Source organism: Parafrankia sp. Ea1.12, from assembly GCF_900465275.1.
In the GTDB taxonomy this organism is placed as follows: Bacteria; Actinomycetota; Actinomycetes; order Frankiales; family Frankiaceae; genus Parafrankia; species Parafrankia soli.
On sequence record NZ_UBIZ01000461.1, the window covers coordinates 1 to 20,690 of the forward strand.

The 20,690-nt window shown below is 69.9% G+C and carries 17 protein-coding genes and 2 pseudogenes; 9 read left to right on the forward strand and 10 right to left on the reverse strand.

Features of this window, described 5'->3' with window-relative positions; all coding sequences use genetic code 11:
• Positions 1-167: 167 nt before the first annotated feature.
• From FMEAI12_RS27305 to FMEAI12_RS27330, 5 genes and pseudogenes are all read left to right on the forward strand, one after another.
• A complete protein-coding gene (locus FMEAI12_RS27305) occupies positions 168-671 on the forward strand; it encodes a lipocalin family protein (protein WP_235014628.1) in 504 nt (167 codons plus the stop codon).
• Between the two features lie 274 nt (positions 672-945).
• Positions 946-1,290 (forward strand): annotated as a pseudogene (locus FMEAI12_RS27315) (RNA-guided endonuclease InsQ/TnpB family protein); the annotation flags it as partial.
• 229 nt (positions 1,291-1,519) lie between these two features.
• The gene (locus FMEAI12_RS27320) at positions 1,520-2,740 is read left to right on the forward strand and encodes a CaiB/BaiF CoA-transferase family protein (RefSeq protein ID WP_112108342.1); all 1,221 of its coding nucleotides are present in this window, start codon (positions 1,520-1,522) and stop codon (positions 2,738-2,740) included.
• Positions 2,741-2,846: 106 nt separating this feature from the next.
• Entirely contained in the window at positions 2,847-4,196 is a 1,350-nt protein-coding gene (locus FMEAI12_RS27325) for an ABC transporter substrate-binding protein (protein WP_112108343.1), read from the forward strand.
• Between the two features lie 59 nt (positions 4,197-4,255).
• Positions 4,256-4,375, forward strand: a pseudogene (locus FMEAI12_RS27330) (hypothetical protein); the annotation flags it as partial.
• A 63-nt stretch (positions 4,376-4,438) separates the two neighbouring features.
• On the opposite strand, the gene FMEAI12_RS27335 reads toward FMEAI12_RS27330, so the two are convergent.
• The 8 genes from FMEAI12_RS27335 to FMEAI12_RS27375 form a co-directional block, all read right to left on the reverse strand.
• On the reverse strand, positions 4,439-5,383 hold the full coding sequence (locus FMEAI12_RS27335) for an LLM class F420-dependent oxidoreductase (protein WP_112108344.1): 945 nt from the start codon (positions 5,381-5,383) through the stop codon (positions 4,439-4,441).
• A gap of 236 nt (positions 5,384-5,619) precedes the next feature.
• Positions 5,620-6,021, reverse strand: a complete 402-nt coding sequence (locus FMEAI12_RS27340; RefSeq protein ID WP_112108345.1) for a nuclear transport factor 2 family protein — start codon at positions 6,019-6,021, stop codon at positions 5,620-5,622.
• Between the two features lie 59 nt (positions 6,022-6,080).
• Positions 6,081-6,857: a hypothetical protein gene (locus tag FMEAI12_RS27345; protein ID WP_112108346.1), complete on the reverse strand. Its 777-nt coding sequence runs from the start codon at positions 6,855-6,857 to the stop codon at positions 6,081-6,083.
• Positions 6,854-6,994: a hypothetical protein gene (locus FMEAI12_RS27350; protein WP_200835432.1), complete on the reverse strand. Its 141-nt coding sequence runs from the start codon at positions 6,992-6,994 to the stop codon at positions 6,854-6,856. Before FMEAI12_RS27350 ends, FMEAI12_RS27345 begins: the two co-directional genes overlap by 4 nt.
• Before the next feature lies 1 nt (position 6,995).
• A complete protein-coding gene (locus tag FMEAI12_RS27355; RefSeq protein ID WP_112108347.1) occupies positions 6,996-8,222 on the reverse strand; it encodes a cytochrome P450 in 1,227 nt (408 codons plus the stop codon).
• Between the two features lie 99 nt (positions 8,223-8,321).
• The gene (locus tag FMEAI12_RS27360; protein ID WP_235014606.1) at positions 8,322-9,512 is read right to left on the reverse strand and encodes an amidohydrolase family protein; all 1,191 of its coding nucleotides are present in this window, start codon (positions 9,510-9,512) and stop codon (positions 8,322-8,324) included.
• A gap of 176 nt (positions 9,513-9,688) precedes the next feature.
• Positions 9,689-10,486 (reverse strand): coniferyl-alcohol dehydrogenase, encoded by a 798-nt coding sequence (locus FMEAI12_RS27365; RefSeq protein ID WP_112108349.1) that lies wholly within the window; start codon positions 10,484-10,486, stop codon positions 9,689-9,691.
• A gap of 171 nt (positions 10,487-10,657) precedes the next feature.
• Positions 10,658-12,271: an acyl-CoA synthetase gene (locus FMEAI12_RS27375; RefSeq protein WP_112108351.1), complete on the reverse strand. Its 1,614-nt coding sequence runs from the start codon at positions 12,269-12,271 to the stop codon at positions 10,658-10,660.
• A 417-nt stretch (positions 12,272-12,688) separates the two neighbouring features.
• On the opposite strand from FMEAI12_RS27375, the gene FMEAI12_RS27380 reads away from it, so the two are divergent.
• The 3 genes from FMEAI12_RS27380 to FMEAI12_RS27390 all read left to right on the forward strand — a co-directional run bounded on the left by FMEAI12_RS27380 (position 12,689) and on the right by FMEAI12_RS27390 (position 16,076).
• Positions 12,689-13,534, forward strand: coding sequence for an amidohydrolase family protein (locus FMEAI12_RS27380; protein WP_112108359.1), 846 nt, complete (start codon positions 12,689-12,691; stop codon positions 13,532-13,534).
• An 84-nt stretch (positions 13,535-13,618) separates the two neighbouring features.
• On the forward strand, positions 13,619-14,761 hold the full coding sequence (locus tag FMEAI12_RS27385) for an acyl-CoA dehydrogenase family protein (RefSeq protein WP_112108352.1): 1,143 nt from the start codon (positions 13,619-13,621) through the stop codon (positions 14,759-14,761).
• Between the two features lie 97 nt (positions 14,762-14,858).
• Positions 14,859-16,076 carry an acyl-CoA dehydrogenase family protein gene (locus FMEAI12_RS27390; protein ID WP_112108353.1) on the forward strand — a complete coding sequence of 406 codons (1,218 nt, stop codon included), beginning with the start codon at positions 14,859-14,861 and terminating at the stop codon, positions 16,074-16,076.
• A 268-nt stretch (positions 16,077-16,344) separates the two neighbouring features.
• Here FMEAI12_RS27390 and FMEAI12_RS27400 read toward each other — a convergent pair whose 3' ends face one another.
• Positions 16,345-17,973 (reverse strand): AMP-binding protein, encoded by a 1,629-nt coding sequence (locus FMEAI12_RS27400; RefSeq protein WP_235014612.1) that lies wholly within the window; start codon positions 17,971-17,973, stop codon positions 16,345-16,347.
• A 26-nt stretch (positions 17,974-17,999) separates the two neighbouring features.
• A complete protein-coding gene (locus FMEAI12_RS27405; protein WP_112108354.1) occupies positions 18,000-19,010 on the reverse strand; it encodes an LLM class F420-dependent oxidoreductase in 1,011 nt (336 codons plus the stop codon).
• 793 nt (positions 19,011-19,803) lie between these two features.
• On the opposite strand from FMEAI12_RS27405, the gene FMEAI12_RS27410 reads away from it, so the two are divergent.
• The gene (locus FMEAI12_RS27410) at positions 19,804-20,490 is read left to right on the forward strand and encodes a TetR/AcrR family transcriptional regulator (RefSeq protein ID WP_112108355.1); all 687 of its coding nucleotides are present in this window, start codon (positions 19,804-19,806) and stop codon (positions 20,488-20,490) included.
• Positions 20,491-20,690: the final 200 nt, after the last annotated feature.

Here is a 20,690-nt window from a genome sequence, read left to right on the forward strand (position 1 = left end):
CGTCAAGAAACCCGGCGAACCCGCCTCGACCCGCCACCCAGGCCCGCCAACGATCCGGCTCCACCCCCTCGCCCCACGCGCAGCATGACCAGATCCCAGCAAGATCAAACTACGCTTCACGGCATTGCCTCAAGGCCAGCGGAGTCCTCTTCGACCACGGCGTGGCCGTGAACGTCACAGGCACCGCCTGGCAGGACCACCAGTGGGGCAACTGGAACCCGGGCGAGGGCGGCTGGGAATGGTTCAGCCTGCAGCTCTCCAACAACACCCAGTACATGCTCTACTTCATCCGCGACAAGAACAACAACTATGTCCAGACGGTCGGCACGCTCGTCAGGCCGGACGGGAGCACCACCAATCTCCCGGCCGCCCAGCTCAGCCAGACCGCGCTCGGTACCTGGACCAGCCCACACACCGGGATCACGTATCCACATGGCTGGAAGGTCGACATCCCGGGCGGCTCGCTGACTGTCACACCGCAACTGGCGGACCAGGAGGTGTGGAGCGACCTCGTTCCCGTCGGCCAGTACTGGGAGGGCACCTCGAGCGTCAGCGGCACGATCAACGGCCAGTCCGTCACCGGCCTGGGATACGCCGAGGTGATCCCCTACATCGACATGCCCGGCAAGGGCTACGTATGGGATTCGGTGAAGGAGGCCCTGGGTCTGTAACAGCGGCACCAGCCGAAAAGGGGCGGGCCCGCGGTCGCAGGCCCGCCCTGTCCGGTCATGCCTTGTAGTCGTGGGTTCCGGGGCCCACGGCGTGTGCCGCACAGCTCGGTGAGGCGGAGATGGAAGGCGTGCGTCGAGGCGTTGGACTCCGCGAGCATGTCCGACTCGCGCGGAAGCCCCCCGTCGCGAAGCTCGCTGGTGACGATCCGCCACCGGAGCTGAGCGGCCACGAGCTCGGCCACCTTCGGCACGTGGACCCCCGGTGCCGACTGGCCGCCGGGCCGCGCCGAGACCCGACCCGGACCGGCCCGGGGTGTTCCCGGCGAACGGGCAGGCGGCGAAGTCCGGGCTGAACAGAAGCGTTCTCGACGCGGGATGGGGGATGTTCCTCACTGTGCTGCGCGCCAAGGCTGAAAGCGCCGGACGGGTCGTCGTCGAGGTCAACCCCGCCAACACCTCCCGCACGTGTGCGGTCTGCGGGCACTGCCACGCCGACAACCGCAGAACACAGGCCGCGTTCACCTGCGTCGCCTGCGGGCACACCGCGCACGCCGACGTGAACGCGGCGATCAACATCCTTCGGGTCGGGCTGGCCCGTCAGGCCACGGAAGCGGCCTGAGAAGCCGACGGCTCCAGCCGTCGAGTAGCCACAAGGGCTCGACCGTAGCGCAGATCCATCGCTTCTATCTAAATGATTCATTTTTTAGGTCGCGCAAGCTATAGATCATCTATAAGATGAGAGAGTAACGTGCATCACATCCGCGCCGGGCTACGGCCGCCCGTGCAGTGCCAGCTCACCCGTCCGACGCCAACTCCGAACACACGACCGACGGGCTCGTGGAGGGCCGATGACCTCAGTCATGCAAGGCGTCCGAATTCTCGAGGTGGCCGAGCACACGTTCGTCCCGGCCGCCTCGGCGCTGCTGTCGGATCTCGGTGCCGACGTCATCAAGGTCGAGCACGTCGTGCGGGGTGACGCGATGCGCGGCCTGGAGTCGACCGGGATGGCGGCCGTCGGCGGCGGCGTGCACGCCCTGCTCGAACACTCGAACCGGGGCAAGCGCAGCATCGGGCTCGACCTCACCTCCGCCGACGGCCTCGACCTGCTGTACCGGATCGCGGCGACGGCCGACGTCTTCCTCACGAACAAGCTCCCGAGCGTGCGGGCCAAGCTCCGCATCGGTCTCGACGAGATCCGGGCGGCGAACCCGAACATCATCTACGCCCGCGGGACCGGCCAGGGGGAACGCGGACCGGACGCCGACAAGGGCGCCTACGACGCCCTGGCGTTCTGGGCCCGGGCGGGAGTCGCGGTCGGGACGACCCGGCCCGAGTACGACGGCCTGAACCCGCCACCGCCCGGCCCCGGGTTCGGCGACTCGATCGGCGCCGTGACGATCGCCGGCGGAATCATGGGCGCGCTGTTCCACCGCGAGCGCACCGGCGAGGCCACGACCGTCGACATCTCCCTGCTGAACACCGGGATGTGGGCGATGGGGCAGGCCATCGCGCTGTCCCTGCTGCTCAAGCGGCCATGGCAGGCCCCGCCGGTCGAGGACATGAGCAGGAACCCGCTGGTCGCCACGTACGGCACGAAGGACGGCCGGGGCCTCATGCTGTGCTGCCTGCAGGCGGGCAGGTACTGGGCCGAGCTCTGTGCGGTGATCGGCCGCCCGGAGCTGGCCACCGACCCGCTCTTCGCCGACCACGGGTCGCTCATGGCCAACCACAGGCAGGTCGCCGCCCACCTCACCCTGGCGTTCGCCGAGCGGCCGGTGGACGAATGGCGCCGCAGGCTCGAACCGTTCAGCGGGCAGTGGGCGGTCGTGCAGGACACCCTCGAGGCGGCCGCCGATCCGCAGACCGCCGCGAACGGCTACCTGCAGCCGTGCGAGTCGGCGACCGGCGCTCCGTTCGAGCTGGTGGCCGCGCCCATGCAGTACAACGAGCAGCCCGCCGCGGCCGGCCGCGCCCCGGGGTTCAACGAACACGGCGACGAGATCCTCGCCGACATCGGCCTCGACATGGAAGCCGTCATCGACCTGCGAATCCGCGGCGTCGTCGCGTGACCGCTCAGACGGACACCCGGTCCTATCGTCCGGACCTCTGTCAGAATCAGATGGCGCTCGGAGACTAAATCTTCAGGCGTGAGATCCGAAAGACTACCAGATTCTCATGAAGCGATTACACGCCGGTCTACGCCGGTTGTCGGTACTCCTGGTCGCGCTGGCGCTCGCGACGGCGGCGGCGGCCTGTTCGAACTCGGGCGGGGGGGACTCGACCGAGAGTGATGGCACCGCTGGACCGGCCCCGGCGAACGGGGCGCCAGGCGTCACCGCCGACGCGGTCAACTTCTCGATGCTGGCGACAAAGACGAACAATCCGACCGGAGCCTGCATCTACGACTGCTTCGCCCAGGGAATCGAGGCGTACTTCGCCTTCCGCAACAGCGAAGGCGGCGTGCACGGCCGGCAGCTGAAACTGACGAGTAAGATCGACGACCAGCTGGGTCAGAACCAGCAGAGTGCGCTGCAGATCATCACCGCGAACGACACGTTCGGCACGTTCAGCGCCGCCCAGCTTCCCACCGGGTGGGGCGACCTGGCGAAGGCGGGAATCCCGCAGTACGTGTGGGCGATCCAACCGGCTGCGATGGTCGGCCACGACGACATCTGGGGCAACGCCGGCATCACGTGCCTTGAGTGCACCGCCCGCTACTACCCCTACGGCGCCAAGATCGTCGGCGCCACGCACATTGCGGCCATGGGCTACGGTATTTCCGACTCCTCGAAGCGGTGCGCCCAGTCTGTCCGGGACTCAATCGAGCTGTACGCCCCCGAGACCGGCCAGCAGGTGGTGTACTTCAACGACGCACTCGCGTTCGGTCTTCCCAACGGAATCGGGCCCGAGGTGTCGGCGATGAAGCGCGCGGGCGTCGACATGATTGTGAGCTGTTTCGATCTGAACGGCCAGAAGACGCTCGCGCAGGAGCTGCAGCGGCAGGGCATGCCGGACGTCAGGATCCTTCACCCGAACACCTACGACGAGAAGTTCGTGCGGGAGGCCGACGGCCTGTTCGAAGGCGACATCGTGCAGGTCTCCTTCCGGCCCTTCCAGGCGGACCCGGGCGACAGCGGCCTCGCCGACTTCCAGAAGTGGATGGGCGAGACCGGCGCGGAGATCAGCGAGGTCGCGATGATCGGCTGGATCAACGCGGACATCGCCTACCAGGGGATTCTGGCAGCCGGGCCCTCGTTCACCCGGCAGAGTGTGATCGACGCGACGAACAAGATCACCGACTTCACCGCGGGCGGCCTGGTGCCGCCCCTCGACTGGACCCGGATGCACGACAGCCCGACCCAGGCCGACCCGAAGACGCACGGACCCGCCCAGGAATGCGCCAGCTTTGTACAGGTCAAGGGAGGCAAGTTCAATCTGGTGGGTGGAACGGCGGAAAAGCCGTTCGTCTGCTGGTCGAACGCGAACCGCGACTGGACCGACCCGACACTGACGTCCTTCGACTAGACCGTGGGCAGATCCGTGGAAGCGCTGGCCGGCGGTCCCGCCGGCCAGCCGCCGCGATTCACTTCCCGGTACCCGGCGGAATGATCGAGACGGCGGAGAACCTACGTAAGGACTACGGCATCTCCCGCTCGGAGCAGGATGAGCTGGCGCTGCGCTCACATCAGCGAGCGTCTGCATCGGTGGGGCCAGGGCATATCAGCGATCTTCGAACGCATCGACGGACAGACGGACGCGCCGGGGCGTCAGGAGGCCCACTCGCGCAGCTGCTCGATCGCGGCCACACGCGAACGATGGTCGGCGGCGAGCGGGGTGACCTTCAGCGTCGTCACACCGGCCTGCGCGTAGGCGGCCAACCGCTCCCTGACGTGGCCCGCGGAGCCGACGAGCGCGGCCGCCCGCAGCAGGTCGCCGGGGACCGCCGCCTCGGCCTCCTTCTTCTTCCCGCCGATGTAGAGCGCATACATGGGACGCATCAGGTCGAGCAGGCCGTCAGTGTCCTCGCCGATCGCGAGCGGCGCGCCGACGACGACGTCGAGCTCTCCGAGCTCCGGGGCGCGCTTCGCCCTGCCCTGGGCCAGCGCCCGCCCCCACACCTCGCCGGCCTTCTCCGGGTGGTGGAAGAGCGGCTCCCAGCCCTCGGCGATCTCCGCGGCCAGCTCGACGTTCCTCGGGCCGATCGCGGCGAGGACGATCGGGATCCGTTCCCGGACCAGCCGATTTATGATCTTCAGCGGCTTGCCGAGGCCGGTGCCCCGTTCAGGTGGCAGCGGCAGGGTGTAGTGCCGGCCCTCGTACTCGACCTTCTCGCGCCGCCACACCGCCCGGCAGATCTCGACGACCTCGCGGGTGCGGGCGAGCGGAGCGTCGTACGGCACACCGTGGAAGCCCTCGATCACCTGCGGCCCGGACGCGCCGAGCCCGAGGGTGAACCGCCCACCGGACAGGAAGTCGAGCCCGGCCGCGGTCATCGCCGTCAGCGTGGGCGTGCGGGTGTAGATGGGCAGGATGCCCGAGGCGATCTCGATCCGCTCCGTGCGCGCGGCGAGAAATCCGAGCTGGCTGACCGCGTCGAACGAGTACGCCTCCGGGACGGAGACGATGTCGAGCCCCGCCTTCTCGTAGTCGCCGAGCGCCGCGACCGCCTCCGTGAACCCACCGCTGTAGTCCAGCGGCATTCCGATCCGCATGCGGTTCCGCCTTCCGTCCTCGGGCCGGATGTCCAGGGCAACCGGCGTCCTGTGCGGACTGTGGGACGGCCATCCTCGCCCGTCCTGCCGGCGCGCGGGGCGACGGCGCCACGGCTGCGGGGCGAAGCCGTGTCCCGAGCCGGACCGGCCCGACACCGGAAATTCAAGAATCGACGTCGCCTTCCAGCTTCTCCCACCCACCGCGCCGGTGCTGTCACAGGCAGGAGAGGAAGGGGCTAGCGCTCAGGCCGGTCCGCGAGACCGGCCGCCGTGATGAACCGGCACCTGCAGCGTCTGATACGCCAGCCGTCAGCCGTCCGGACGAGCTCGTCCGTGTAGACGGCACTGCGCGAGACGCCGTCCGCGCGGCTGACGAACAGCAGGTTCCGGGAGGTGCGTGCCTCGTCGGCGCTCAGCATCTCGATGACCGGCGAGCCGCCCAGATGCAGTCCACCGGGCGCCGCGGCCATCATCGCGCGCAGCCCTTCATGCCCGTCGAAGGAACGCCCGTACACCTGGTAGCTGCCGTCCTCGACGAAGAGACCGACCCAGCCCGCCACATCGTCGAGGTCGAGTGTCAGGCAGTACCGGGCCAGCAGGTCGCCTATCGCCACCTGGTCCTCCGGAGCGGGAAGCATCAGAACTCCTCCTGGCCGCCCTCAGCTCGAGGGCGGACGACGTCGGGAACGGGCGTGCCTCACAGCTGTCCGAAGGAGACCGTCGCGTGGCCGATCAGACGGTCGCCGGAACCGGCGTCGCCAAGCCGGACGACTGCTACCGGGGCGCCGGTCCGGGACGGCACCTGCCGCGCGGACGCGGTGAGCGGGCCGACGCGGAGACGGTCGAGATAGCGGATGTCCAGGTCGGTAACCGCGAGGCCACGATCGCCCCCACCCACCACGCGCTCCGCCGCGAGCTCGGCGGCCAGCGCCTGGACGCCGCCGTGGAGGGTGCCCGCCGGGCCGTTGGCCAGCCTCGGCGACGAGTCGAGGACAAGGGTGTGCTCGTCCTGCACGCGGGCCCCCAGGAACGCGTCGAACGAACCTCCCTCGACCGGTACGACCCGCGAGGCGCCCACGGGCATCCCGGCTCCGAGATCGAGCACCGCGAAGGTCGACACGGCCCGGCCGAACGGCAGGGGCGAACCGTCGGAGAACAGCTCGGTCTCGGCGACGACGAACCGGCGGCCCACCCGCAGCGGCTCGCACCGGAAGTGCAGGTGGCCGGTGGTCGGAGGGGACGAGAGGAGGACCAGTCGCAGGTCCATGGTGGCCCCCACCGCCGGCTTGCCCGGCCCGTCCGGCGTCTGCCCGGCGACGATGTCCACCATGGCGAGGAGCACCGAGGCCCGGACGCGGGTGGTCCCGGGCGCGAACGACTCCGGGCGCACGGGCGCCGTGGCTGTCACGGGCGGGCCGCCCGGCTCCAGCGCGAGCGCCAGCAGCCGGGCGAAGTGGTGCGCCGCGGCGGTCACGCGGGCCTGTCCATCCGCAGCGCGTCACGCCGGGCGATCCGCCACTCGCCGTCGAGCCTGACCAGCTCGTCGTGGCACCAGTAGCGGGCGAGGGTCGCCTGGACCGCGAGCTCGTCGACAGGCGTGGAGCCGCCCACGTCAGGCCATCGTGTAGCGGATCGGCAGCCGCTTCGGCCCCCCGACGAACAGGGCCTCCATGTACTCGGGCGTTCCGGCCAGCTCGATCGACCGCACCCGGGGGACCAGCTCCGCGTAGAGCGCCTGGCCCTCGAGGCGGGCCAGGTGTGTGCCCAGGCAGTAGTGGGCGCCGAACCCGAAGGCGACATGCCGGTTCGGGGTCCGGCCGACGTCGAAGGTGTTCGGGTTGTCGAAGACGTCCTCGTCCCGGTTGGCCGACGGATAGGAGAGCAGGACCGACTCCCCCGCCGCGAGCTCGACGCCGCGTACGACCGTGTCCTCGCGGGCGGTACGCATGAACTGCTTGACCGGGGAGACCCACCGGATCATCTCGTCGACACCGGTCGTCACCAGGCTGGGGTCGTCGACCAGGCGCTGCCACTGACCCGGGCTCTCCAGCAGGGCGTGCAGTCCGCCGGCGAGCGCGGCGCTGGTGGTGTCGTGCCCCGCCGTCGCGATCAGCGTGTAGTAGCCGGCCGCCTCGAGCTCGCCGATCTGTTCGTCGCGAATCGTGGCGTTGGCGATCACCGACCCCAGGTCGTCGGTGGGGTTCGCGCGGCGGTCCTGGATCAGCGCCTGGAAGTAGTTGAAGAAGTCGATCAGGGTCTGCATCTGCGCCTGCTTGTCCTGGTTCCTGACCAGGTCCTCGTCGTCCGCGCCGAACAGCTCCTGGGTCAGCCTGAGCATCCGGGGGAAGTCCTCCTCGGGCAGGCCGAGCAGGGACAGGATCACGTACAGCGGGTAGTGCGAGACGATGTCGGCGAAGAAGTCGCACTCGCCGCCCTGGTCGGCCATGCGGTCCACGAAGCGCTTCGCCAGCTCGGCGATGCGGTCGCGCAGCCGCCGGACACCGGCCGGCTTGAACCAGTCCGCGCTCACATGGCGGTAGACCGGATGGTCCGGGGCGTCCATCTGGACCAGCGACCGGATCGGGATGTTCTCCCGGTCGGCGTCCTTGGGCTTGGGGCCGAGCGCGGGCCGGGGCTCGTTGATCCAGATGTCGGAGGCGCGGGAGATCGCCATGACGTCCTCGTGCCTGGTGACGGCCCAGAACGGGTTGAAGTTCGGATGCTCGACACGGTGGACCGGTGACTCACGCCGCAGCAGGGCGGTGGCGGTGTGGAAGCGCTCGTTGTCGGCGTACGCCCGCGGATCCGTGAAGACGGTGGCCGCTGCCGCGATATCCATGCTGGTTCCTCCGAAGTCGTCGATCAGGCAGGGCGCTTGACGCCAGGCGGAAAGCAGGCCGGGTCCGTTCGCGAGGCCGGCCGCGCAGCTCCGGCCGGGTCAGTCGAGCGAGATCCGCATGACCTCGAGGGCGTTCTCGCGGGCGATCCGCCGGATGTCGGCGTCGGGCAGCCCGCTCAGCGACTCGGTCAGGAAGTCGGCGGGCGCGCGGGTGCCCTCGGCGTGCGGCCAGTCCGACCCGAGCAGCAGACGGTCGACCCGCACATCGGCCACGAGCTCGTCGACGCGGTCCTCCCAGAAGGGAGTGATCCACACGTGCTCACCGAACACGTCCCTCGGGTGGTCCTGGAAGTAGCCCGGGTTCCGGTTGGCGGCGTCGTCCAGGCGGTGCAGCAGTTCGGGCGCCCACGCGGCACCGTTCTCGACACTGGCGAACCGCAGCGCGGGGAAGCGGTCGAAGATCCTGTGGCAGACCGCGGCGGCGTAGAAGTCGCTGACCGCCCGGCCTTTCGTGACGATGCCGCGCAACGGCGAGCGGAACAGCGAGCTCTCCGCACCGCCCGGCTCCCACATCTGTACCAGGGTGTCGTAGCCGTCGAGGCCGGCGTGGGTCGCCACGACGATCCCGGCCTCGGCGGCCAGCCCCCAGAACGGGTCGTACACCGGATCGAACGGTGAGCGGAAGCCACCGGGCACCGGAACCGGCGCGTTGCGGACGTTCACCACGACAGCTCCGGCCTCGATCACCCGTCGCAGCTCGTCGACGGCGGCCGCGGGGTCGAGCAGGGGAACGTAGGGCACGGCGAACAGCCGGCCCTCGTAGTTGAAGCCCCAGTCCTCGTCCAGCCACCGGTTGAACGCCCGGAAGACTTTGCCCCCGGCCTCCGGGTCGTGCCTGAGCGCGTCCTCGACGCCCACCCCGAGCGTGGGGAACAGCAGCATGCCGGCCAGCCCCTGCTCATCCATCAGCTGGAGGCGACGCGCGCGGTCGCGGTACTCCGGCCGCAGCGGCTCGAGTTCCCCGAAGGCATCCTTGATCTGCTGCTGGCGCGGGTTGCCCCGGTACCAGTCGTACAGCGCGCCCGGCTTCGCAACGGGATCAAAGGTCGGGTTGGCGATGTAGGAGTTGAGCGTCCCTCCCACGAGCAGGCGGCGCCGGCCGTCCACCTCGGCCCACCGGACACCGCGGTTACGCAGCGAGCGGTCCTGGTACCTGGTGAAGGCGTCCTCTGCCTCGTAGTAGTGGTTGTCGAAGTCGAAGATCCACGGCTTGGTGGGCTTATTCGTCACGGTCCGTCTCGCATTCCGATCGTCGTTCATGCGGCCTGACGCCCGACGCGGCGTCGCCAGAATATCGAAGTCGACACCGATGTCGAGATATATCGGCCCTCGAACCGCGGCTTCGACTGGAGGCGGCCCGCCGGGCCGAGCGGCCCGTCCCGGCCAGTCGGTCTGTCCCGTCCCGGCTAGTCGGTCTGGCCCGTCGCGAGGGCCGCCTGCAGGCCCGCGTCCACCGGGAGGTTCACGCCGTTGAGGTAGCCGGCGGCGTCCGAGCCGAGAAACGCGAGGATCTGCGCGACCTCACGGGGCGAGGCCGGCCGTCCGAGGCCCTGCCGGACCGACCAGTCGATGATCTCGCCGGTCATCGTCAACCGGAAGTCTCCGAGCAGCGGCGTGCTCGTGGCGCCGGGACAGGCACTGTTGATCCTGGTCCCCGCCCGGCTGGCCGCGCGGGCCGCGCGGAGCGTGTAGAGCTGGGTGCACTCCTTGGACAGCGCGTACGGGTCGCAGGCCCGCTCGGGGTGGGTGTCCAGCCAGGTGAGCGCCTCGTCCCAGTCGTCGATCGCCATCAGCCTGCCCAGCTCGTCCTGGTGCGCCTGCCAGCCGATCCCCGCCATCGACGAGGTGATGACGACGGCCCCGCCGGCCGGTATCCGTCCCGCGAGCCGCTCCGACAACCGCCGGACCGCCAGGTAGTTCACGCTGAAGACCACAGGCGCGGGCTGCGTACCGGCAACCCCGGCATTGTTGAACAGGACGTCCACCGGACCTTCGATCGCCGCCGCGGCGGCGTCGACGCCCACCCGGGAGGACAGATCGGCCTCGACGAAACGATCCACCGCAGCGGCTGGCGGCTTCCGGTCGATCACTGTGACGTGCGGCGCGCCGAGGTCACCGAGAAGCTCGAGCAGAGCGGCGCCGATACCGGAGGCACCGCCGGTGACGACGACCCGCTTGTCCTGGTAACTGAAGGGGTTTCCCACCGGACCTCCATCGGGACGGTTCGTGGTGCCGGCGCCGCCTGGCTCCGTTGCGGGGCCGGCCCGCGGGAACCGTTCCGATGATCTCCTCGGTGGCCGCGGACACCACCTCGAACAGCTCGGAGCCGGCAGGGCTGGTCCAGCGCCCGTCGATGTAGAGCTCGTCGTGCCCGCTCACCGCACTCCTCCTGACAAACCCGACGACGCCGCGGCGGGCGGGGTCCGCGAGTCCGCCGGCGGGCGGGCCGCCAGGCGATCCAGATACTTCTGCCGCAGCGGAACCTTGTAGAGCTTGCCGGTGGGCAGGCGCGGCAGCTCCGCCTGGAAGTCGACGACCCGGGGAACCTTCGGCCCGGCGAGCTGCTCCCGGACGTGGGCCCGCAGCGCCTCGGCCAGCTCCGCCGTGGCCCGTACACCCTCGGCCGGCTGCACGACCGCGTGCACGTACTCGCCCATCTCCGGGTCGGGCAGTCCGAACACGGCGACGTCGGCCACCGCCGGATGCACGGCGAGACACGCCTCGATCTCGGCCGGGTAGATGTTCACTCCGCCCGAAATGATCGTGAACGCGCTCCGGTCGGTGAGGTACAGGTATCCCTCGTCGTCCACGTAGCCCAGGTCACCGAAGGACAGCCAGTTCTCGTGCCCGGGGTGCCGCACCGACCGGGTCTTCTCCGGATCGTTGTGGTACTCGAAGACGGTGCCGTCCCGCTCGAAGTAGATCGAGCCCGTCGCACCGGTGGGCAGCTCGGCGCCGTCCGGCCCGCAGACGCGGATCGTGCCGAGCACCGGCCGGCCGACGGAGCCGGGATGGTCGAGCCACTCGGCCGACGCGATGACCGTCATGCCGGCGCCCTCGGTTCCCGAGTAGTACTCGGTCACGATCGGGCCCAGCCACTCGATGATCTCGCGCTTCACCGGGACGGGGCACGGAGCACCCGCGTGGACGACCCGCCGCAGGCTCGACAGGTCGTAGCCCTTGCGGACCTCGGCCGGGAGCTTCAGCAGCCGGACGAACATCGTCGGGACCGCCTGGACATGGGTGACCCGCTCCCGCTCGATCAGCTCGAGCATCTCCCGCGCGTCGAACTTCTCCATGATCACAATGGTGGCGCCCAGCTCGTGCGCTCCCCGCGCCCAGCCGAGGGGGGCCGCATGGTAGAGCGGCGCCGGACAGAGGTACACCGACCGCTGATCCATGCCGCCGAGCCGCTGGCACATCAGCGCGCCGCCCGCCGCCACGGGGTCCCCGACCTCGATCCCGCGCAGCGGCCGCCTGATCCCCTTGGGACGCCCGGTCGTGCCCGAGGAGTAGAGCATGAGCTCACCACACGGCTGCCCGGGAAGGGCCTGCGGCGGGAACGACGCGATCGCCTCCTCGTACGGCTCGAAACCCTCGACGGCCCCGTCCATCATCAGGCGGGTCTCGCACCCCGCCACGTCCGCCACCGCCGTGCCGGCGACGGGGGCGAGCTTCGCGGTCGCCACGAGCGCCGACGCCTGTGAGTCGCGGAGGATGTAGGCGATCTCGTCCGCGGTGGCGTAGCGGTTGATCGCCGTCAGGTACAGGCCCGAGCGCACCGCCGCCCACAGCACTTCCAGGAAGCGGGGATGGTTCTCCGCCAACAGGGCGACGACGTCGCCGGCGCGCAGCCCGCGGGCGTGGAGGAGGCGTGCGAGCTGGGCGGAACGACTGTCCAGCTCACCGTAGGTGACGATCTCCCGGCTGTGGGCCATGACGACCGCGGGCCGGTCCGGAGCGGACGCCGCGTGGGTGCCGGGATACATGTGTCCTCCAGCCTCAGGACCGCGCGCGGAGTCCTCAGTCGCCATGGACGCGACCAGCTCGAAATGGGATCTTGACCTTGAGCCGCGATACCGACCTCGCCGGCGGATCCCGCCTCCGCACGGCCACTCCTCGGAGGCCGGATCACCCTGGGCCTGATGGCGAATCCACCGCCGTGCGGCGAGCGTAACTCATGTCGATATCGATGTCGACATCGACAGTGATCGCGGGCTATCGTTGGCCCGGCCCGACCGACGGCGACCGCCGCCGATCCCGGCCCGGACACCGCCACCGCCGCCGTGGGGGGCGGCGTCGCGGCGCAAGCATCACGGAAGGTACCCAAGGTGGCTCCCACGTTCCCACCCCCCGCCACGACCGACCGCTCGCTCCGGCCGTTCGACATCGGTGTGATCGACACAATGGTGGGATTCCCCCAGGATCCGGCCGCGCTGTACAGACAGATCAGGGCCTCGTTACGCGACAAGGAGTCGCGGGACGAATTCGTGATGCCGGCGGCGTACATGTTCCACGACGTGCCTGCCAGCCACCTCGCCGACGACGTCGACCCGGTCGCGCTCGTACTCGGCGAGATGGACCGGCACGGCGTCGAGATCGCCCTGATCAGCCTGAGCGCGAACACGGAGGCCGCCGAGCGCGCACTCACCGAACACCCGGGCCGATTCGTCGGCTCATGGAGCTGCGATCCCAACCGGGGAATGGAGGGAATTCGTACCCTCGTCCGCGTCCATGAAAAGTGGGGCGTCCGGGCTGTCTCCCTCTTTCCGCACGGAGTGCTGCCGCAGGTGGCCATCGACGCACCACAGATGTATCCGATCTATGCCAAGTGCGTCGAGCTGGGCATCCCCGTGTTCGTGACGGTCGGGATCGCCGGCCCCCGGGTGCCGTCCATGGTCCAGCACGTCGAGCTCGTGGACCGGGTGATGTACGACTTCCCCGAGCTGGTGTTCGTCATGCGGCACGGTGCGGAGCCGTGGACCGACCTCGCCGTGAAACTGATGATCAAGTGGCCCAACCTGTACTACTCGACCAGCGCCTTCTCGCCGCGCTATTACCCGGCGGACATCATCGACTACGCCAACACCCGCGGCGCGGACCGGATCCTGTACGGCGGCTACTTCCCCATGGGCCTGTCCCTCGACCGGATCATGACAGAACTGGCGCAGCTCCCGCTGAAGGAGGACGTGTGGCCGAAATTCCTCCGGGAGAACGCCGCCCGCGTTCTCGGTCTCGCCGAGAAGAACTGAGCCTGGCCACCGCAGGCTGATCCCCGCGCGAGCCGGCGAGCGGTCCACGCGCACGGACTGTCTTCATCTCCTGAGGAAGGCCACGTGAATCTAGCTTTCACCCAAGAGCAGAACGAACTCCGGCGGACGGTTCGCGACTTCCTCGACAAGACCTCGCCCGAGGCCGAGGTCAGACGTCTCATGGAGACGGTCGACGGCTACGACCCCGGTCTCTGGCACCAGCTCGCCGGCGAGCTCGGAATCGCCGGTCTGACCTTGCCGGAGGAATACGACGGCGCGGGCTGCGGATTCGTCGAGCTCGGGGTCGTCCTCGAGGAGGCGGGACGCTCGCTGCTGTGCGCGCCGGTGCTGTCGACCGTGGTCCTCGCCGCCTCGGCCCTGCTCGGTCTGGGTGACGACGCCGCCTGCCACGACTACCTGCCCGGGATCGCCGCCGGCACGACCGTCGCCACGCTCGCGCTCACCGAATCCGCGGGCCGTTGGGCCGGTGCCGACGGCATCACCACCACAGCCACCCTCGACGGCCACAGCAACGGCAACGGGTGGACGGTCTCGGGGAAGAAGGCGTTCGTGCTCGACGGGCACGCGGCGTCGCTGCTGCTCGTCGTCGCCCGCACCGGAGCCGGCCTCAGCGTCCTCGCGGTCGACGCGGGAGCCCCGGGCGTGCACCGCGTGCCGCGGGCCACCCTCGACCAGACCCGCAGGCAGGCCGACATCACCTTCACCGCGGCGCCGGCCCGGCTGCTCGGCGAGGCGGGCGCGGCCCGGCCGGTACTGGAGCACGTGCTCGACCTCGCGGCGGTCGCGATCGCCACCGAGCAGGTCGGCGGGGCGGCGCGGGTACTCGACATGGCGGTCGACCACGCCAGGACCAGGGTCCAGTTCGGCAGACCGATCGGCTCGTTCCAGGCCGTCAAGCACAAGCTCGCCGACATGCATCTCGGCGTCGAGTCGGCACGCTCGGCCGCTTACCACGGCCTGTGGGCGGCGGCCGACAACCTGCCCGACCTGCCGCTGGCCGCAAGTCTGGCGAAGGCGTGCTGCGGTGACGCCTTCGTCGCGGCGGCCACCGAGAACATCCAGGTCCACGGCGGCATCGGTGTCACCTGGGAACATCCGGCGCACCTGTACCTGAAGCGCGCGCACAGCTCGCGGCAGCTCTTCGGTCACCCGGCCCACCACCGGCAGCGACTCGCCCGGTACGTGCTCGCCGAGCAGTCCGAATGAACCGGCGGGCCGGCCCGGCCGGCGGCCCGACCGCCGCGGGCATCCCGAAGTGATCGTGAACCGAGTCGCTACGAACGTGTGTGGAGGCGAAGACCCGATGCAGCACTCACCCGCACCGGCCCCCGGGCGCAGCGGCGAAGGACGAGCGCGGGTCGAAGGACGAGCACGGTTCGAGGCTCGGGTCCGCGAGTGGTTCGTGGCCAACGCGCCGCGCAAGGGATCGCCGGAGGACTTCTCCGCGGTGCACGTCGTCAGCGCGCGGACCCCGCAGGAGTACCACGAGCAGGAACAGCACGCGATCACCGTCACGCGCGCCTGGCAGCGCCGGTTGTTCGACGCCGGCCTGGCAGGCCGGTCCTGGCCGACCGAGTGCGGCGGCCACGGTGCCCCGGGCTGGCAGGACGAGGTCGTCGTGGCGGAACAGGCGAAGTGGGGCGTGTCGACGAAGATGTTCGCCGTCGCGCTGGAGATGGTCCCCGCCGTGCTGTTCGGGCATGGAACCCACGAGCAGCGCGTCGCCTACCTGCCGCCCATCCTGCGGGGCGAGCACGGCTGGTGCCAGCTGCTGTCCGAGCCGGGCGCCGGCTCCGACCTGGCCAGCGCGCAGACGAGGGCGACCCCCGTGGACGGAGGCTGGTCGGTCACCGGCCAGAAGGTGTGGACCTCCAACGCGGGCTGCAGCGACTACGCCCTGCTCATCGCCCGGACCGGGAGCCGGGAGGAGGGCCGGGCCGGCCTGTCGTGCTTCGCGATGAAGATGGAGCAGCCCGGGGTCGAGATCCGCCCGCTCCGTCAGATGTCCGGGGCCTACCACTTCAACGAGGTCTTCCTCGACAACGCCTTCGTGCCGGAGAACGGGCTGATCGGCGGCCCGAGGGAAGGGTGGGCCGTGTTGCGGACGATGCTCGCCAGCGAACGGGCCGCGATCGGCGGCGGCACGAGCGCGCGCTCCGCCACCCAGCTCGTCGGGCTGGCCAGGCAGCTCGGCTGCTCCGACGACCCGGGCGTTCGGGATCTGCTGGCCCAGGCGGTCATCCGGGAGCGCACGCTGGACCTGCTCCGGGCCAGGATCGCCGCCGGGCACGCCGTCCCGGCGGCCGGACCGACGACGAAGCTGCTCTACTCCGAGCACGCCCGGCTCAGCGCCGACGCGGCGACCACCATCCTCGGGATGGCGGTGACGCTCGTCGACGACCCGCAGGCCGCGCCATGGATCGAACGGCTGCTGTTCGCCCCGGGCCTGCGCCTCGGCGGTGGCACCGACGAGATCCAGCGGAACACGATCGCCGAACGGGGACTCGGCCTCCCCCGCTGAGCGCCCTCAGGGCAGCCCGGCCCCAGGAACGAGGACCCGGAGGGTCGTCACGGCGGAGGTTCTGCGCCCCGCCAGGGCCTGTGCGGTCCAGTCGGTCGCGGTCAGCAGGAACAGCGTCCGCCGGTCGGCTCCGCCCAGGGCACAACCGAACTCGACCCGTCCGGCGCGAGACGCCGAAAAGTGCCGGGCTGGCGTCCGGTTGCTCGAGCGCTGTCATGAGGTCAGCGCTGTCATGAGTTCCCTGCCTGCTCGGGAACCGGTGCGTCGCTCATCCGAGAAGTGGGTCGAGTCGGGTGCGGTCGGCGTCGTCGAGCAGACGCAGGGCCTCGCCCTTCGCGGGCCGCCAGAGGACACCGTCCGCCCGCCATGCCTCGCGCCGCAGCCACATCTTGTCGATCTTCATACTGGCCAGCTTCGGCAGCTCCCCGGTGACCCGGACGAAGGCCGGCCACCATTTGGGACCGAGGTCGGGCTGCTCTGCGAGGAAGGCGTCGAACGCCGCGGGATCGAACCCGGCGCCGCCCCGCAGCTCGAGGGCGACCATGACCCGGTCCCCGACCGGGTCGTCGGGAACGGCGTAGACCGCGACGGAACGCACGTCCGGATGGCGGGCGACGATGGCCTCCACCGGCGCCGCCGCGAAGTTCTCGCCGTCGACCCGCAGCCACTCGTTCGACCGGCCGGCGAAGTACAACCAGCCGTCGGCGTCGCGGTAGGCCAGATCCCCGGACCAGTACCGGCCGTCCCGGAACCGGGACCGGGTCGCCTCCTCGTTGCGGTAGTAGCCCTCGAACCCGCCGGTGGGGACGGTCTCCACGATCTCACCGACGGCTTCGTCCAGATTGGTCGGGCGCCCGTCCGGACCGAACGTCACCGGCGGGCATTCCAGCCCGGTCTGCGCGTCGAGCACCCGGACCGTCGGATCGGCGGCGCCGAGGGCGCCCGCGGGCATCGACGGGTCACGGCGGACGATGACAACGCCCTCGGTGGAGCCGTAGCTGTCCCGGACGGTGCAGCCGAACCGGCGGGCGAACACACCGATGTCGCGCACCGACGCCTCGTTGCCGATCGCCAGCCGCAACGAGCTTTCGGCGTCGTCGGGACCCTCAGGCGTGGCGAGGATGTAGTTGAGGACCTTGCCGGTGTAAGTGATCATCGTGGCGCCGAACCGGCGGATGTCCGGCAGGGTGTTCGAAGCGGAGAACTTCGGCCGGGTCGCGATGGGGATCCCCGCGTTCAGCGCGGAGGACCACCCGGTGAACAACGAGCTGGAGTGGAAGAACGGCAGCGGCGAATACACCGCGTCGCCGTCGCCCAGCTCGGCGATCCGGGCCACGTGGGCGCCGGTACGCGCGAACCGCCCCTGCGTGCAGCGCACCGCCTTCGGCAGGCCCGTCGATCCCGACGTGAAGATCAGCAGGAAGAGGTCCTCGGCCCGCACCGGCCGGTCGGGCGGCAGCGGCCGCTGCCGCGCCACCCGTGCCGCGTAGTCCGGCCCGTCGACGACCAGCACCCGGTCGGCGGCGACACCGGTGTCCACCCCGTCCAACAGCGGCTGGTAGCCGGACGAGGTGACCAGAAGCTGGCAGTCGGTGTGCCGGATGAGCTGGCCGAGCTGATCACCCCGGTACGTCGCGTTGACGCCGACGACCACGGCCCCCGACAAAGCCGTCGCGGCCAGCCAGAACAGATAGTCCGGCACGTTGTCCAACAGCACACCGACGTGCGGTGGGCGGTCCCCGTCCCGGAGCTCCTCGAACAGCGCCGCCCGGCGGGACGCCTCCTCGACCAGCTGGCTGTAGCTCCACCGCTGGTCACCGAGGAGCAGAGCTGTCCCATCGTCCGCGGACCGCCGCCGCAGCAGGTCGGCGACAGTCGTCATCGCAAGGTCGGGCATGGCACTCCCCTTCGCTCCTTCGGCCGTCACCACAGGCTGGCGATGGGCTCCACCATGGCGAGGTCGGTCGGCTCCACGATCAGTGTGGTGATCGGGCTGTCCCGCCACGCGGCGAGCTGGTCGGCGATCCGGGTGAGCGGACCCACGAGCGCCAGATCGTCGACCAGCTCGTCGGGAACGGCGGCGCAGGCCGCCGCGCGGTCGCCACCCAGGTAGAGGTCCTGGATGCGGCTGGCCTCGTCGGCGTACCCGTAGCGGGAGACCAGCGAGGCGTAGAAGTTCCTGGACCTGGAGCCCATGCCCCCGATGTGCAGCGCGATACGCGGGCGTACCTGGTCACGGCAGTCGTCGAGATCGTCCCCGACGCAGGCGAGGACAGTGGGGGCCACCTGGAATCCCTCGGGTGCCTTCTCCAGTGCCTCCCCCCAGGCACCGCTCCAGCGCGTCGGGCTCCACAGGTACGGGAGCAGGCCGTCGGCCTCCGCCACGGCCATGGCGACGTTCTTCGGCCCCAGGGCGGCGATGAGAATGGGAGTGTCCGCGGCGGCCGGCATCGTGGAGCGCAGCGGACGCCCCTGCCCGGTGGAGTCCGGGCCGGTGTAGGGAACGGTGTAGACCGAGCCGGAGAACTCGAGCCGCTCGGTCGCGGCCAGGGCCTTGCGCAACACGGCGAGGTACTCACGCGTCATCCGCACCGGAGGGCGGTAGGGCACGCCGTGCCACCCCTCGACGACCTGTGGCCCGGACGCACCGAGCCCGAGCAGGACGCGCCCCTGGGAAAGCTGCTGCAGCGTCAGCACCGTCATCGCCGTGGTGGCCGGAGTACGCGCCGGCATCTGCGCGATGGCGGTACCGAGCCTGAGACGACTGGTGACCGCGGCGACGTAGGCCAGCGGCGTGAACGCGTCGCTCCCCCACGCCTCACCCGTCCACACGGAGTCATATCCCGACCGCTCGGCCCGCCGGGCGACATCGGCGAGTGACGCCGCGTCCCCGTGGATTCCGGCAAGGCTGAGCCCGAGCGCGACCTTCGGCACTGGCACGCGCGGACCATAGCCCGCATGTAACTTCGATGTCAATTTCGAGTTTCCTGCCACTGGCGCCACTACCGGGCCGCCACCGAGCCGGTGGCGCACCTCAAGCCGGGACTCCCCGACAGAAGCGGTCCGCTTGCCCTGACGACACGCGGCCGTTACGGTCACAAATGTCAATGTCGACGTCGATGTTTCTTGCGGTGGGGCCAAGCGGTCCATCCGGACCGGAGCAACTCGTGCGCTGGGACGGCCCGCTCCCCCGCACCGCATCCGGGAAGGTCGTCCGATCCCGGCTCGTCATGGAGTCACCAGCGAAGGACAGCGACCTGGCAGCGCGGCTGCGGGATCACTGACCACCACGACCGCCGGTTGGGTCGCAAAGCCCCGCGGCCCAACCGGTGCACATCGCCCTCGACCCACATGCCGCCTTCTGGCGGTCGAGGGTTCACACCATCGCGATCACCTGCCCGGCGAGCCCCAACCATGGCAGGCATCACATCCACGACATCGTCACATCGGAAATATCGATGTCAAGGTTGATGTCGAGGTCGACGTCAAGCTAGATGTTGGCGGAGCGTGGAACACAGCACAGGCATCATGGAGGTGGAGCGAGCGTGGCGCGGGACCGCAGTCGTGGCAGACTTGCCGTCCGGCCTGCACGGCTGGAGCGGGAGCGGCAGCGACCGGGCCCGACGGCGCCACGAGGTGCCGGCAGCGCCCCCCAGACCCGTCATCCGCTCATCAGGTTCCGGCGCGAGCCAGCAGAGCCGGTTGACACGCGCCGAGAGGACCCACCGTGCCTGAACGTACCCAACACGGGACCGCGCTGCCGAATGCCCCTCGTGCGCGACGCGAAGAGGTTGAAGTAGGCAAACGTCGCGGTACCGGGCGCACCCGCCGAGGTCGTCAGAGCCGGAGCCAGCTCGTCGATGCGGCCCGCGTCGTGTTCGAGCGCGACGGCTTCCTCCATGCCAGGGTGGCCGACATCTGCGATCTGGCCGGATTCTCCCACGGGTCGTTCTACACGTACTTCGTCTCCAAGGAGGAGATCTTCCGGGAAGTGGTCGACTCTGTCGAGCTCGATCTCCTCACTCCCGAGCCGACTGGTTCCGCCACCGATCCCATCGAACGCATCCGCGCGGCCAACCGCCATTATCTGGAAACGTACGCCGCAAATGCCAAGATAATGCAGGTCATCCAGCAGGTCGCCACTTTCGACAACGACGTCCTCAAGATCCGCCTGCAACGCCACGAGGTTTTCGCTCACGCCATCGAGCGACGGGTGAGAATACTCCAGGACGCCGACCTCGCCGACCGCAACGTCGACCCCGCGTACGCCGCGCAGGCGCTCGGCGGCATGGTCGCCTACTTCGCGGACCTCCTGTTCAACACGGAGAACAGCTCCCGTTTCGATCTCGACACGGCGGTGCAACAGCTCACCATCCTCTGGACGAACGCGCTCGGAATTCGCCGACGCGTCTGACCGTCGGGCAGCACCGACCCCGTGTCCAGGGTCCGTGGTCGCTGCTTGACGGTGGGCTCAACATCATCTCAGAATATCGAAGTCGACGTCGAAACTGAGGTTCCGGGCCCAAGCGGGAGCTGATGCTGTTCTGATCACCACCGGCGCCGCCGAGGAGATCCGCCAGCTGCGCGACGCGCTACGCGGGACGCTGGGAACCG

Excerpts from the sequence above, each read along its gene's own strand:
- FMEAI12_RS27320 (WP_112108342.1), top strand. The coding sequence starts at position 1,520 with ATGACCTCAGTCATGCAAGGCGTCCGAATTCTCGAGGTGGCCGAGCAC.
- FMEAI12_RS27325 (WP_112108343.1), top strand. The coding sequence starts at position 2,847 with ATGAAGCGATTACACGCCGGTCTACGCCGGTTGTCGGTACTCCTGGTC.
- FMEAI12_RS27335 (WP_112108344.1), bottom strand. The coding sequence starts at position 5,383 with ATGCGGATCGGAATGCCGCTGGACTACAGCGGTGGGTTCACGGAGGCG.
- FMEAI12_RS27340 (WP_112108345.1), bottom strand. The coding sequence starts at position 6,021 with ATGCTTCCCGCTCCGGAGGACCAGGTGGCGATAGGCGACCTGCTGGCC.
- FMEAI12_RS27355 (WP_112108347.1), bottom strand. The coding sequence starts at position 8,222 with ATGGATATCGCGGCAGCGGCCACCGTCTTCACGGATCCGCGGGCGTAC.
- FMEAI12_RS27375 (WP_112108351.1), bottom strand. The coding sequence starts at position 12,271 with ATGTATCCCGGCACCCACGCGGCGTCCGCTCCGGACCGGCCCGCGGTC.
- FMEAI12_RS27380 (WP_112108359.1), top strand. The coding sequence starts at position 12,689 with ATGGTGGGATTCCCCCAGGATCCGGCCGCGCTGTACAGACAGATCAGG.
- FMEAI12_RS27390 (WP_112108353.1), top strand. The coding sequence starts at position 14,859 with ATGCAGCACTCACCCGCACCGGCCCCCGGGCGCAGCGGCGAAGGACGA.
- FMEAI12_RS27400 (WP_235014612.1), bottom strand. The coding sequence starts at position 17,973 with ATGCCCGACCTTGCGATGACGACTGTCGCCGACCTGCTGCGGCGGCGG.